General features: G+C 49.5%; 14 protein-coding genes, 1 tRNA gene and 1 pseudogene. 14 read left to right on the top strand and 2 right to left on the bottom strand.

Annotation, left to right across the window (positions count from 1 at the left end; genetic code table 11):
- Nucleotides 1–118: 118 nt before the first annotated feature.
- Complete coding sequence (locus tag DQM57_RS05535; RefSeq protein ID WP_111727220.1) at nucleotides 119–868, bottom strand: endonuclease; 750 nt, start codon at nucleotides 866–868, stop codon at nucleotides 119–121.
- A gap of 35 nt (nucleotides 869–903) precedes the next feature.
- Here DQM57_RS05535 and DQM57_RS09650 point away from each other — a divergent pair, with 35 nt between their 5' ends.
- Nucleotides 904–1,062, top strand: a complete 159-nt coding sequence (locus DQM57_RS09650) for a hypothetical protein (RefSeq protein ID WP_167395542.1) — start codon at nucleotides 904–906, stop codon at nucleotides 1,060–1,062.
- 217 nt (nucleotides 1,063–1,279) lie between these two features.
- Here DQM57_RS09650 and DQM57_RS05530 read toward each other — a convergent pair whose 3' ends face one another.
- Nucleotides 1,280–1,927, bottom strand: a complete 648-nt coding sequence (locus tag DQM57_RS05530; RefSeq protein WP_107859718.1) for an SCO family protein — start codon at nucleotides 1,925–1,927, stop codon at nucleotides 1,280–1,282.
- A 286-nt stretch (nucleotides 1,928–2,213) separates the two neighbouring features.
- On the opposite strand from DQM57_RS05530, the gene DQM57_RS05525 reads away from it, so the two are divergent.
- The 13 genes and pseudogenes from DQM57_RS05525 (at nucleotide 2,214) to DQM57_RS05465 (ending at nucleotide 11,703) form a co-directional block, all read left to right on the top strand.
- Nucleotides 2,214–2,298 (top strand) — tRNA-Leu (locus DQM57_RS05525).
- A 197-nt stretch (nucleotides 2,299–2,495) separates the two neighbouring features.
- Entirely contained in the window at nucleotides 2,496–3,710 is a 1,215-nt protein-coding gene (locus DQM57_RS05520) for a tyrosine-type recombinase/integrase (protein ID WP_111727219.1), read from the top strand.
- 514 nt (nucleotides 3,711–4,224) lie between these two features.
- A complete protein-coding gene (locus DQM57_RS05510; protein WP_002234121.1) occupies nucleotides 4,225–4,500 on the top strand; it encodes a type II toxin-antitoxin system prevent-host-death family antitoxin in 276 nt (91 codons plus the stop codon).
- A gap of 2 nt (nucleotides 4,501–4,502) precedes the next feature.
- Nucleotides 4,503–4,919: a type II toxin-antitoxin system VapC family toxin gene (locus DQM57_RS05505; protein ID WP_002234120.1), complete on the top strand. Its 417-nt coding sequence runs from the start codon at nucleotides 4,503–4,505 to the stop codon at nucleotides 4,917–4,919.
- A gap of 750 nt (nucleotides 4,920–5,669) precedes the next feature.
- Complete coding sequence (locus DQM57_RS05500; RefSeq protein ID WP_108043788.1) at nucleotides 5,670–6,404, top strand: hypothetical protein; 735 nt, start codon at nucleotides 5,670–5,672, stop codon at nucleotides 6,402–6,404.
- Nucleotides 6,405–6,664: 260 nt separating this feature from the next.
- Nucleotides 6,665–6,880, top strand: coding sequence for a helix-turn-helix transcriptional regulator (locus DQM57_RS05495; protein WP_107863736.1), 216 nt, complete (start codon nucleotides 6,665–6,667; stop codon nucleotides 6,878–6,880).
- A gap of 62 nt (nucleotides 6,881–6,942) precedes the next feature.
- Nucleotides 6,943–7,197 carry a helix-turn-helix domain-containing protein gene (locus tag DQM57_RS05490; protein ID WP_111727217.1) on the top strand — a complete coding sequence of 85 codons (255 nt, stop codon included), beginning with the start codon at nucleotides 6,943–6,945 and terminating at the stop codon, nucleotides 7,195–7,197.
- Nucleotides 7,194–7,754 (top strand): terminase small subunit, encoded by a 561-nt coding sequence (locus DQM57_RS05485; protein WP_111727216.1) that lies wholly within the window; start codon nucleotides 7,194–7,196, stop codon nucleotides 7,752–7,754. Before DQM57_RS05490 ends, DQM57_RS05485 begins: the two co-directional genes overlap by 4 nt.
- Before the next feature lie 351 nt (nucleotides 7,755–8,105).
- Nucleotides 8,106–8,372, top strand: coding sequence for a hypothetical protein (locus DQM57_RS05480; protein WP_111727215.1), 267 nt, complete (start codon nucleotides 8,106–8,108; stop codon nucleotides 8,370–8,372).
- A 155-nt stretch (nucleotides 8,373–8,527) separates the two neighbouring features.
- Complete coding sequence (locus tag DQM57_RS05475; protein WP_111727214.1) at nucleotides 8,528–8,749, top strand: hypothetical protein; 222 nt, start codon at nucleotides 8,528–8,530, stop codon at nucleotides 8,747–8,749.
- Nucleotides 8,746–9,828 (top strand): primase-helicase zinc-binding domain-containing protein, encoded by a 1,083-nt coding sequence (locus DQM57_RS05470; RefSeq protein WP_111727213.1) that lies wholly within the window; start codon nucleotides 8,746–8,748, stop codon nucleotides 9,826–9,828. Before DQM57_RS05475 ends, DQM57_RS05470 begins: the two co-directional genes overlap by 4 nt.
- Nucleotides 9,829–9,946: 118 nt before the next feature.
- Nucleotides 9,947–10,402, top strand: a pseudogene (locus DQM57_RS09885) (DUF927 domain-containing protein); the annotation flags it as partial.
- On the top strand, nucleotides 10,384–11,703 hold the full coding sequence (locus DQM57_RS05465; protein ID WP_231992148.1) for a DUF927 domain-containing protein: 1,320 nt from the start codon (nucleotides 10,384–10,386) through the stop codon (nucleotides 11,701–11,703). The pseudogene DQM57_RS09885 and the gene DQM57_RS05465, both read left to right, overlap by 19 nt.
- Nucleotides 11,704–11,974: the final 271 nt, after the last annotated feature.

Below are 11,974 nucleotides of genomic sequence, written 5' to 3'. Positions count from 1 at the left end.
TGTAGTGTTCTGTAATCTTATAGGCTCCGATGCCGTCTGAAAAGCCTGCTTCTGATTTTGCAAGGTAGAAATGCGGAAGATTACGGTATCCGGTTCCTTTTGAAGGCAGAACCTACGATCATATGTTTTTGGGGCGGATATAGGTTTTATCCGAGCCATTGGCAAATTTTAATCCCGGCAGGGATTTCTGCTGCAGCCCTAATGTTTCGGCAACATCCTTTTCTTGGGTAAACGTAAAGCGATAGGCAGTCAGGGTTTTACCGTTTCTGACGGTATCTTCCGTCTCGAAACCTGCTACCTTATAGGCACATACGACCGCGTTGTCCGAATCCGTATCAATACCGATGAGGTATTTCACTTTTTTGACCAAATCTTTGGCAACCGTCCAAGTGCCGCGTGCCCTATTTTCACGTTCTGCGGCAGATTCGTTACGGTTTGCGGCTTGAGGTAGTTTGACTGCCAAAATCAGACCGTCCGGATTCAGTTTGCCAACATCTGCCGGCTCGAAGCCGAAACGGTTTTCCCAATCTTCGGTACGGATGCCTTGTATCGAACCGTCAAGGTTCTTCAGCTTTTTACCGCAAACGCTGCGGGCAAACGCAATCAGAGATTGTTGAGCGACCAGTGCCTCACTTTCGGTTAGGTGATGGGCCAAGATAAAGCGTCCGAGCTTGCGGCATTTGGATACGGCTTTTGCCGTAGGTGCGTCGAAATGGTCAAATTCGAAAATACGGTTGCCACAGCCTGTACCGATATACAGTACTTTGCCTTTTTTCAAATCGGTCAGGCAGTACACGTAAAAACGGTTGGTACCGCTACCCAAGGCGGCCTGTGCGCTTTCAGAAAAACCTTTGTCCTCAGTATCCATATCGTCCTCCGTTATAGTTGTGGGAAAAAACAGAAATGCCGTCTGAAGAAAACCATGTGCCGTCCAAACCTTTAAAGATACGGGTAACAGGTTCGGGCAATGCTTATTTTACCTTCGGCGTGTTATCGCAGAAAACTAAATCCAAAACCATGCCATTTGACCCGTCGGGCGGCACAAACCTAATCAGGCTGTAAGTTTGACAAGGTTGACGCAGACACCTTATTGTGTAAAACGATATACGTTTATTCCGCATATTGCGCGTAATTTTTGGGTGGAATCCCGATTACGAAGCTGCTTTACCGACAAGGCGATGGCTGGCGAACTATCCGGTATGGTATGCAAATACCTTAATATCTTGGAATGATAATGCCGTTTGAACGGGTTTGTGGTTCAGACGGCATACGGTTGCATTTAGAGCAGTGTTCTTACGTCGGCGGCAATGGTTTCAGGCTCGCTTCCGTAAGGAGAGAAAATCGCTACCTCCCCGTTTTTGTCAATCAGATAAGCGCCGGAAGAGTGGTCGACCAAATAGTTTTCGCTGTCGTCTTTTTGATTGACCTTGGCAGAAACCACGCGATATTGCTGTTTGATAACCGGCAGGCTTTGATCGCCGGTCGCGGTCAGTCCGATAAAGTCGGGATTGAATTGTTTGGCGTATTTGCCGATGATTTCAGGCGTATCCCGTTCGGGGTCGATGCTGACGAACACGACTTTCACATCTTTAGCCTGATCGCCAAGTTGTTTTAGCGTGTCGCTGTATGTCAGCAGCTCGGTCGGGCAGACATCCGGGCAGTGTGTATAACCGAAAGACAGAATCACCACTTTACCTTTTAAGTCGCTCAGGCTGAACGGTTTGCCATCGCCATCGGTCAGCGTAAAGTCGCCGCCGATATCTTCCTGGCGCATATCTGTACCGCGTGTTTGCGGTTTCGGTGAGTTTTCGGCAGCAGATGCGGCAGATGCAGTGGCTTGTGCCGCATTGTTTTCTTGAGGTTTGCAGGCTGCAAGCGATGCAAGGGCGAAGATACTCAGCAGAAAGGAACGTGGTATAGAAAGCATGACAATCTCCTAGTAAATATAAACAACCGAATTCGTGCAGAACTTGAATGTTTCAATCTTAACGCGTTTATTAGATTAAATGTAGTATTTTTTGTACTGCAGTATGGCAGTGGTCATCAGAGCTAATGCGGCATAATTTTTATTCAGTAGGTTTCTTAGATTGCGGTATAGATGTAGCATGGTTTAATTATCTTTAAAATCAAATAGTAAATAATAATTAGTAAAAAAAATCAACAAAAGGGTTTACAGAGTTTTAAAAGCCATTATAATAGCAGCTTCTTCACTAGCCCAGGTGGCGAAATTGGTAGACGCAGGGGACTCAAAATCCCCCGCCGCAAGGTGTGTCGGTTCGAGTCCGACCCTGGGCACCACAACCGCTTTTAGAGCGGTTATTTTTTTGTCTATTGCAGTCCAACGCCGTAAACCAAAGCCAGGAAAGACAAGGCTTTCCGCTGGTTTAGTGCCTGCGTATCATCTAATCCCGTCTAATATGTTCTAATTGAGTTAACCTAAAATTTACGGTATTTTTTACGGTATCTGAAAAATACCTCGGAAAAATACCGTAAAAATGAAGCTGAACGACCGACAAATCAAAAACGCCAAGCCCGCCGAAAAACCGTATAAGCTGAATGATGGCAAAGGTTTGTATCTGTATGTCAATACGAGCGGCGGGAAGTTATGGCGGTTTGACTTTTCGCATAACGGCAAACGTAAAACGCTTTCAATCGGCAAATATCCGACCGTATCACTGGTGGAAGCCCGCCAAACCGCTGAAAATGCCCGCCGCTTGCTTGCAGCGGGGCAAGATCCCGGCGAAGCCAAGCAGCAGGAAAAGCGTGAACGGCAAGCCGCTGTCAGTAACACATTTCGGAGCATTGCCGCCGAATGGCATAAACACCGTGAAACAGGATTGACGGGCAATCATGCCGCCCGTGTATGGGATAGTTTAGAAAAGGACGTTTTCCCCATGCTTGGCGGTTTGCCTGTCAGTGAAATCAAAGTCAGCCAAGTAAAAGAAGTGATTGAAGCGGTAGCGGCAAGAGGAGCACTTGAAACGGCAGGGCGGATATTGCAGCGTATCAAGGCTGTTTTCACTTATGCCATACGGACGGAGCGGGCAGAGAATAATCCCGCCGTCCCTTTGGTAGGTTTAATTAAAGCACCAAAGCAGAAACACCAGCCTGCATTACCACAATCCGAGCTGACCGAGTTTTACCGCCGTTTGATGTTGGAACAAGCCGAACGGCAAACAAAAATAGCCATGCAGTTGATCATGCTGACTTTTGTCAGGAATGGAGAGCTTAGGGCGGCGGAATGGGTGGAATTTGATTTAAACGGGGCAGAATGGAGCATACCTGCCGCCAAGATGAAGATGAAAGCCCCGCATATCGTCCCCCTTGCTGATTGGACGCTTGAGCTTTTGGCAGAACTAAAGGAAATAACAGGGCATAGCCGCTATTTATTCCCATCGGTAAAAGATCCTGACAAGCACATGAGTGAAAACACCCTGTCTTACTTAATGGGCAGAATGGGCTACAAGGGCATAGCAACACCGCACGGCTTTAGAAGCCTAGCTACAGATGTTTTGAATGAGAACGGCTTTGACAGCGATGTGATAGAGCGACAGCTTGCCCATGTGGAACAAAACAAAGTCAGGGCGGCATACCACAGAACGGAATATATCCCACAGCGTAAAGAGCTTATGCAATGGTATAGTGATTTTTTGCGGGAGCGATACCGCCAAGCGGAAAAAGAGCTTGCGGGAGATGCTGCCAAGCTGTAGGGAATGAGGGGAGACCGCCCAAAATGCAGGACGGTTTTTTTTTGGTTTTCTGAAAATCCCTATATAGGAATACCATACCCTTAGTTGTTACGTTGTTACCGAGAAAAAGTTAGATAAATAAGTATATGAAATAAAATAAGAAAAAGACAAAAAATCGGTAACAAGTGCGGTAGCAAATCGTAACAAGTGGTAACAACTGCCCCGTATTTTCGGCTTTTTCCCTGTCTTGGCAGTGGGAGCGTAGAGGAATAAAAAGCCAAAACGCACGGAAATGCGCCAAATTTGAGCAGGAATGGCAGTTAAACCGCTTGGATATATCACGACATAGGCAGACGGCAAAATACGCTAAAAACGCAAATTTGAGCCATTGGAAGCGATTGATTAAAAAACAGGCAGATTAACCGCTGGTGTTTCAGAAGGCAACACAGCCACAAGGGCAATGCACATTGACACGACAGGCACAACCGCGTAAAAAGAGGCTACATAACTACAAACAAGACACAAGGAGGGCGTAATGTTAAACACTGTCAGCAGCAGGGAATTTAACCAATACCCAAGCCAAACCCAAAAGAAAGCCGCAAAGTCCCCCGTATTTATTACCACACGCGGCAAGCCGAGCCATGTATTAATCAGTTATGCGGAATACCGCAAACTGACAGGCAAGCCGCAAAGCGCACTGGAGGCACTGACGGCAAACGCCGAGCTTGCCGCCAAACTGGAAAGCATCGATTTTGAAATACCGCCGCGAAGCACCGCGCAAAGACCGCCCGTTGATTTTGGGGAGGATTGAAAATGTATCTGTTGGATACCAACGTTATCAGTGAAACACGCCGGGCAAATCGGGCAGACGGCAACGTTAGAGCATGGCTAAACACCATTGACCCAGCTGAAATGTACACCAGCGCAATTGTCATGATGGAACTTGAACGGGGCGTTTTGGGTATGGAGCGCAAAGACGGACAGCAGGGCGGAATATTGCGCCGCTGGCTGGAAGAAGTTGTAAAGCCCACATTCAAAGACCGCATATTGCCCATAGACGAAACCACCGCCGAAATATGCGCCCGTTTGCACATACCCGACAAAAGTCCCGAAAACGACGCCTGGATAGCGGCAACAGCCAAGCAGCACGGTTTAACTTTGGCAACGCGAAATATCAAAGACTTTGATCATAGCGGCGTGAAATTGATAAACCCGTTTGAGACCGTCTAAAAATACCAGCCTCAACGAATGGATAACAAGGACGGCAGCAGACGCTACTATGATCACGGATTTGAGCGCAAATGAAAAACGGTATTTGTCTGCTATGCCTCCCTGACAAAATTGTCCGGTCCCTCATAGCGTTCAACAAATACCGTTAATTCGATTCTAAGGTTTTTATTTGGGCGTGTAAAGAAAAACAGCAAACCTGCGACGAGCGACTGTCAATCTTTCGATTCCGTCCTCCTATGCCCTAAGCGTCTTCGCAGGTTTTCTTCAATATGCCATTTATACAGACAGGAGTAAACCAATGACGAAGTTATACGCAGAAATCGCCAATATGAAAGGCGCGGCGCAAATAGGCACGAAAGCCGCCGAAAACATCCCCGTATAACCGATAGGCACGGGGATTTTTCACACATACACCAGCTAAAACGCGCTTACGGCACAATCATGCCCTATTTCTTCCATGACCGACAAAGAAAGGCGGGGCGGGTAATTTTCGGACCAATACGCGCGCGCGTGAAAGCCATACGGCAGTTTTTGCAAGTCCATAAAAGGGAGGGAAAAACGCGCGTTATACAAAATTATTGACCGCATTAATAATTAGCTTCTCAGTGTATAAAACCGTATAAGCTGCTGGCTGTTTAAAAAGTACAAAATACGGCATTGTCAAGAGTAGAGAAAACTAAAATCTTTTAATACAATACCTAAGCCGCATTATTGCGGTTCAATCTATTGTAATTTAGGAAATACATACGCATGAAAAACGTTTCATTGTTATCCCTTTTTGAAGGGGTTGGTAGCTTTGGAAGTTTTGAAGAAAGTTTTGAATACAAACAGCCGTTAAAGGTGGTGGGGCGTGATGGAGGGCTTGAAGAAGTGCGCCAAAATATGATTGAGCAGCTAATTAAACATTTAATGGAGCTAACCGCGCATTTCGACATTGAGGGCATACTACATGAAAAAGTAAAGGATTGTGCCTTATCTCTAATTAGGGCGGCTCTAAACACTGCACGAGTCAGCGAAACGGCAAAAAAGGTAATCGGGCGGTATAAAAAGGGCTGGCAGACGGAGAAACAGGGGATCAGGTTACGACAGGGATTTTTAAGTGAAGAAGATGAGCAACGATGGCAGGAGATGGCAGACAAGAGCATAGAGGAGGAGCAGAACAGACTGGAATATTTTTACTGCTATCCCACACACGGGCGAAGCGGTAAAGCACAAACATTAATCAGGCGGATTTATCAGATTACCCGATATTTTTTAAATATCGACATAACCGCCTATAAAATAAGCTGGCAGATAAGGCTATACGACATATTGAAACCGCTGGCAGGCTTGGACGATTACCCCGATAAACAGACATTCAGGAAGTATTTAAAACCAGAGGCAAGGCAGAACATAGACAAATGGCTTAACCAATGCCAAGCAGAAAAACAAAACCGCGTGAATCACCCGATCGAAGAAAGGACGAGACACACGGCACTAAATTAGAACAACCAACTTTAGCGGCGGAATATACCGCCGAAACAGCAAGCAGTAAACAAAGAAACGCGCCTATTTCGGGCGCGTTTTTGCATGATACGAAAACATAACGAAAAAAAGATTTTTCACATCATGCGAAAACGTGGAATAAAAGGCTTTTCCACATTGTGCAAAAAGGGAGGCAAAAAAACCGTTTTCATGACTATCACGCAATAGGCGGATTTTCCATAATGCACGCCGTACCAACACAACCAAATAGGAGCGAAAGCATGAATCAATCAGTATTGCGTGTTAATCAGGTAGCCGAGCGTTTAGGCGTGAGCCGTTCTACTGTATGGAATTGGGGCAATACTAAAAGCCGCCATCACCGCCCCGATTTTCCGCGCCCGTTCAAAGTATCCGCAAACGTCGTAGGCTGGCTTTCCAGTGAGATTGACGACTATATCGGCAAACTGGCAGCCAAACGCGAAGAGCAGGCGGGTTAATTTATCGGGCAAAACAAAGCCGCCAAAACGGACATTTAGGCGGCGGAAAGGGGAAACCAACGATGAAGCATGATTGTACCAACGACAAGCCCAAAACGCCAAATCAAAGACAGCGCATTTTAGCCCGATTGAGGCAGGGCAGCGTTACATCATGGGAGCTTACCCAAATGGGGATACTTGGCTACAACACGCGCATTATGGAGCTTCGCCAAGCGGGGCATAACATCGTTACCACAATGGAAGAAATCCAAAACCAATTTGGCGAAACCGTGAAGCGCGGGCGGTTTTCGCTGGTGTCGGAAAGGCATGACGCATGACCCCGAAACAAGAGCATTTCGCCCGCCTGTATGTAGAAACGGGCAATGCAAGCGAAGCATACCGCCAAGCCTACAACGCCGAAAACATGAAGCCCGAAACGGTAACGAACGAGGCTTATAAGCTGCTTCAATCCCCTGATATTTCCGCGATGGTGGACGATCTCAAGGCAGAGGCGCGGCAACGGCACAGGGTAACGGTGGACGACTTATTGCACGAACTGGAGCAGGCACGGGCGGCAGCACTGGCAGCCCCCACGCCGCAAAGCAGCGCGGCGGTATCGGCAACGATGGGCAAGGCAAAAATGCTGGGCTTGCTGGTGGATAAGGCGGAAATCAAGGCAGAGGCGGAAATACAGGAAAAGCCGAAAAGCCGTATTGAATCCATTGTTGATTCACTCACAGAAGAAGAGAAGAAAGCAATCTTAGATTTAGCCCTTAAAACGGATGGCGGCAAATGGGACGCGGTAACCCTTGCAGACTTAGCCGCCGTTACGGGTAAAGACCCTGACAAGGTTTATTTTGCCGTTTTGCTTGTTACGGCACTGGACAAAATCTAAAGCCAAACCGTCCGACACGGCACGGCACGGCAACGCGGTATAACGCTATTTAATAGGCAATGGAATCAGCGGCTTGTAAAAATGCCGTCTGAAAAGTATTTACAAATCGGGATTGAGAAACTAGATTGCGGTTTCTCTCTAAAATACAGTTAGCCGAAATTCCGCACGGCTTGCGGGATTTTTTTATCGCCATTTCCCCTATGTTGTTTGCAGTCTGTTCAAGGTTTCAGACGGCATATCAAGTTATGGCGGTGTGTGGTAGCGGCAACGCCCACGCCTGACTAACTGCAGGAGAGAGCACCGCCCCCTTTTCGGGCATTCTCAAATCTCAAACAGTTAGGAGCATTCCAAATGCAACGCGATTTTTCTCAAGCAGCACCATCAAACCAAACTCAAAACATTCAAGCCGTTTACACACAAGCGCAAAGCTATTGCGCCATCGTTCACGAGCCTACCGCCTACCATTACGACGCTGACGCATATTCATGCACCGCCCGCCGTCTGGGGATTTACCCCACACGCGCCGCCGCCGTTTCCGCCTGTCTGTCCTTTATTGCCGCCATTGCGGGCGACGACTTTAAAGCATGGGCAAGCTATCAAGTAGTCCCCGCTGTCTGACCCTTTAAAACCCATCAAAACCTAAACCGCCATGCCGCCTATTTTTAGGCAGCAGGGGCAGACTCAAACCTATGTTTTAGATAACACATTGATTTATATATGTTTGAAGGTTCGGGTTTAGGCTTATTCCAAACATTGGCACAGGAGAAAAAGCCATGAGACAAGACAACAGACCGCGCAAAACGTCATATGCAGGAGCGGCGGTTTTCCTGATTTTCGGTTTTGCCTTTGCAGGCATGACGCACCACGCCCCCGAAAACCACGCGGCGGATATTCCGCCCCCTGTTGAGACGCAGCCGCAAACGCCCGCGATATGGGAGACCGACCCGATGGCTGGTGTTGTGTTAGAGCCTGTATCGGAGGAGGCGGAAAAATGAAACCGACTTACCAAGACATCAAAGCCGCCGCGCGTTACCGCTGGCAGGAGATACACGCCGCCATCGGCATAGGCCCTAAGTTTTTACGCAACAAACACCAGCCCTGCCCCGCGTGTGGAGGCGAAGACCGCTTCAGATACGACGACAAAGACGGCAAAGGCACATTCATTTGCACCCATTGGGAGAACGGCGCAGGCGACGGTTTCGGCTTGGTTATGCACTTTCTAGGTTGCGATTTTCAGACGGCATTAAAGCAGGTTTCGGGCATTTTAGGCATGTACGGGGCAAACCCCTTACCGATACCGGCAACGCGCCCACAGCCTCAACCACGCCCCGAAAAAGACCATATCGGCAAACTTGCCGCATTATGGGACGAAGCAGGGCCGTTAACGCCCGATTGCCCCGTTGTCCAGTATTGGGAATCACGCGGCTTAAACGCGGCATATCTTCCCGAAAACATCCGCCATCACGCGGCAATGGAATACTGGACGCAGGGGGAGGACGGCAAACCGCTGTTCATCGGGCGTTTCCACGCGGCAATCGCAGCTTCCACGCGCGGCGGCGGATTATGCGGTTTGCACATTACCTACATTGAGCCCGCCTATCCCAAACCATACGGAGAGGACGGCATACACGCCCAGATATGGCGGAAGGCGCGCATTACCCATCCCCAAACGGGCGAAGCATTGCCCGCCAAGAAAATGCGAAGCCGCAAACAGGGCGCGATGACGGGCGGGGCGGTTTATCTGTTCCCCGTCCCCGAAAACGGGCGGCTGATGGTATCGGAGGGCATAGAGACCGCCTTAGCCGCGCGTGAGCTGTTCAACGCCTATGATTGGGGCTTATGCGCCGCCCTAAGCGCAAACGGCATGAAGCGGCTGGAGCTTTCAGACGGCATTAAAGAGCTTGCCGTTATCGCAGACCACGACGCACCGCGCCCCGTAGGGGAAACGGCGGCATTAAGCCTGGCAAAACGCGCCCAAAGCGGCGGGATAGCCGTCCGATACTGGATAAGCGGCACGGCAGGCTATGACGCGCTGGACGAATTGAACGACCGCAAACGCAGCGGCAAGGCGTAAAAAATGCCGTCTGAAAAACAGGCGGCATTTGTAGGCGGCAATGGATTATTTATCAAGCGGAAACCAAACGCGGAAAACCGCGAAAGGCAACCAAACCCATACAGGAGATTTTAACACTATGTGTAAAGATGTAAAGCCGAATTTCGCAGAAGAAACCGCCCCGTTGGGCGATATGTCGGAATTTGCCGCGCCGTTTGCACAACCGCGTTACGACGTGGACGGCGCGGGCGTGTGGTATATCGGCGTTAAGACCGACAGGGAGGGCAACATGCAGGAAGCCACGCCGGTAAAACTGTCATCCCCCATTGACATCATAGGCAGGGGCACGGACAACGACGGCGCATATTACCGCGTGATACGCTGGCAGGACGCTAACACACGGCGAACCAAAACCGCCGCCATCCCCAAAGGCGAAATCGTAACAGGGCAGTGCTGGGCAAGATTGGGGCAGTACGGTATAGACATCCTATCAGGCAAGGTTAAGCGTGAGCGGCTTTCCGACTATTTGCAGACACAGGGCGGCGGCGATATTTACACCATTACCGACCGCGCAGGCTGGCACGGCAACGCCTATATCCTGCCCAATGGCGAAACCATCAACGCAGAGGGCGCAAACATCTATACAACGGAGACACCAGCCAAAGGGAGGGCTATACGGAATCGGGCAGCCTTGAAGAATGGCGGCAGGAAGCCGCCCGATACGCAGAGGGCAACAGCCGCTTATGCCTTGCATTGGGTTTGAGCCTTGCCGCGCCGTTCTTGGCACTGCTGCACGAAGAGGGCGGCGGCGTACACTTGGCAGGCAGTTCGTCCAAAGGCAAAACCACAGCCGCCAACCTTGCATTAAGCGTATGGGGCAGCTATGAAGCCACAAAAAGCAACTGGGACACTACCGCATTAGGTTTGCAGAATGCCGCCTTAGCGCGTAACGACGGCTTTTTAGCACTGGACGAAATCGGACAGACCGCAGATCCGCGAAGAATCCCCCAAATGGTTTACAGCGTGATTAACGGCATATCGAAAACACAGGGCGCGAAAGACGGTGGCAACCGCAAACAAAAGACATGGCGCAATTTGATACTCTCAACGGGCGAAACCAACCCCGAAAGCCTAATCGGAGACCGCGCCCAATGGAAGGCAGGCAACCGCGCCCGATTGCCCGATATACAGGCAGAAGCCAAACACGGCATATACGACACGCTGCACGGCTTCACAGACGGCGCGAAACTGTCGGAGCATATCAACAGGGCAGCCGCCAAGAAATACGGCACGGCAGGGCGCGCCCTTATCCGCCAAATCCTTTCAGACGGCAAAGAAGCCGCCGCCGAAACCATAGAAGCAACACGCGCCCGATACCTTGAAGCCTTGCCGCCTATGGAAGGGCAGGCACGGAGGATAGCCCGCCGTTTTACCCTTTTAGCCGCCGTTTTAGAATATGCCGCGCCCATCACAGGATTAAAGGCAGGCGGGGCGGGGGTTATGCAGTGCTTTCACGAATGGCTGGAAGAGAACGGCACAGGAGACCGCGAAGCAGAAGCGATATGCAGCCAGTTGGACGACTTTATCGCACAATATGCCGATTCCCCGCGCTTCCTGTCGTGGAGCGAAAGAGACGCGCCATACACCATGACAGGAGGTAAAGGCAAAGGGCATGCAGGCTTTAAAGTGCAGGTTGGCGGCAATGACGAGTTTTACATCCTGCCGCTGGTGTTTAGAGAAGAAATCGCCCAATCGTTCCCGATTCATACCGTGTGTAAGGTACTATCGGAAAAAGGACGCTTGAAGCCGTCCAAAAACGGCTACCAGCACCAAATCAAAGTGAACAAGAAGCCGATACGCCATTATTTAATCATTGAGCCGCTGGAACTTGATTGATACAGAGAGCCGCCGAAAGGCGGCTTTTTACGCTATCGGAAAGCAGGAAAACGAAAGAAAAAGGCTATCACGGCATAGGAAAAGCCGAAAAACAGGCGGAAAACGGGGAAAGAGTTGTTACGGTTGCTACCGACTTGTTACCGCAAAACGCAAAAAGAAATATTAAAATCATAATATTGCGAAGCGGTAACAAGAGTAACAACGGTAACAAGTGATTTTTATATATATATACTGTTTTTTTATACGGGGCGGCGGCGCATGATTGCCGATG

It is taken from the genome of Neisseria cinerea (genome assembly GCF_900475315.1).
Classification (GTDB): domain Bacteria; phylum Pseudomonadota; class Gammaproteobacteria; order Burkholderiales; family Neisseriaceae; genus Neisseria; species Neisseria cinerea.
This window is presented reverse-complemented; position numbering and strand designations above follow the sequence as displayed.

Coding starts and splice junctions, on each gene's coding strand:
- DQM57_RS05480 (WP_111727215.1), top strand. CDS start 8,106: ATGCAACGCGATTTTTCTCAAGCAGCACCATCAAACCAAACTCAAAAC.
- DQM57_RS05520 (WP_111727219.1), top strand. CDS start 2,496: ATGAAGCTGAACGACCGACAAATCAAAAACGCCAAGCCCGCCGAAAAA.
- DQM57_RS05470 (WP_111727213.1), top strand. CDS start 8,746: ATGAAACCGACTTACCAAGACATCAAAGCCGCCGCGCGTTACCGCTGG.
- DQM57_RS05535 (WP_111727220.1), bottom strand. CDS start 868: ATGGATACTGAGGACAAAGGTTTTTCTGAAAGCGCACAGGCCGCCTTG.
- DQM57_RS05530 (WP_107859718.1), bottom strand. CDS start 1,927: ATGCTTTCTATACCACGTTCCTTTCTGCTGAGTATCTTCGCCCTTGCA.
- DQM57_RS05495 (WP_107863736.1), top strand. CDS start 6,665: ATGAATCAATCAGTATTGCGTGTTAATCAGGTAGCCGAGCGTTTAGGC.
- DQM57_RS05510 (WP_002234121.1), top strand. CDS start 4,225: ATGTTAAACACTGTCAGCAGCAGGGAATTTAACCAATACCCAAGCCAA.
- DQM57_RS09650 (WP_167395542.1), top strand. CDS start 904: ATGCCGTCTGAAGAAAACCATGTGCCGTCCAAACCTTTAAAGATACGG.
- DQM57_RS05490 (WP_111727217.1), top strand. CDS start 6,943: ATGAAGCATGATTGTACCAACGACAAGCCCAAAACGCCAAATCAAAGA.
- DQM57_RS05500 (WP_108043788.1), top strand. CDS start 5,670: ATGAAAAACGTTTCATTGTTATCCCTTTTTGAAGGGGTTGGTAGCTTT.
- DQM57_RS05475 (WP_111727214.1), top strand. CDS start 8,528: ATGAGACAAGACAACAGACCGCGCAAAACGTCATATGCAGGAGCGGCG.
- DQM57_RS05485 (WP_111727216.1), top strand. CDS start 7,194: ATGACCCCGAAACAAGAGCATTTCGCCCGCCTGTATGTAGAAACGGGC.
- DQM57_RS05505 (WP_002234120.1), top strand. CDS start 4,503: ATGTATCTGTTGGATACCAACGTTATCAGTGAAACACGCCGGGCAAAT.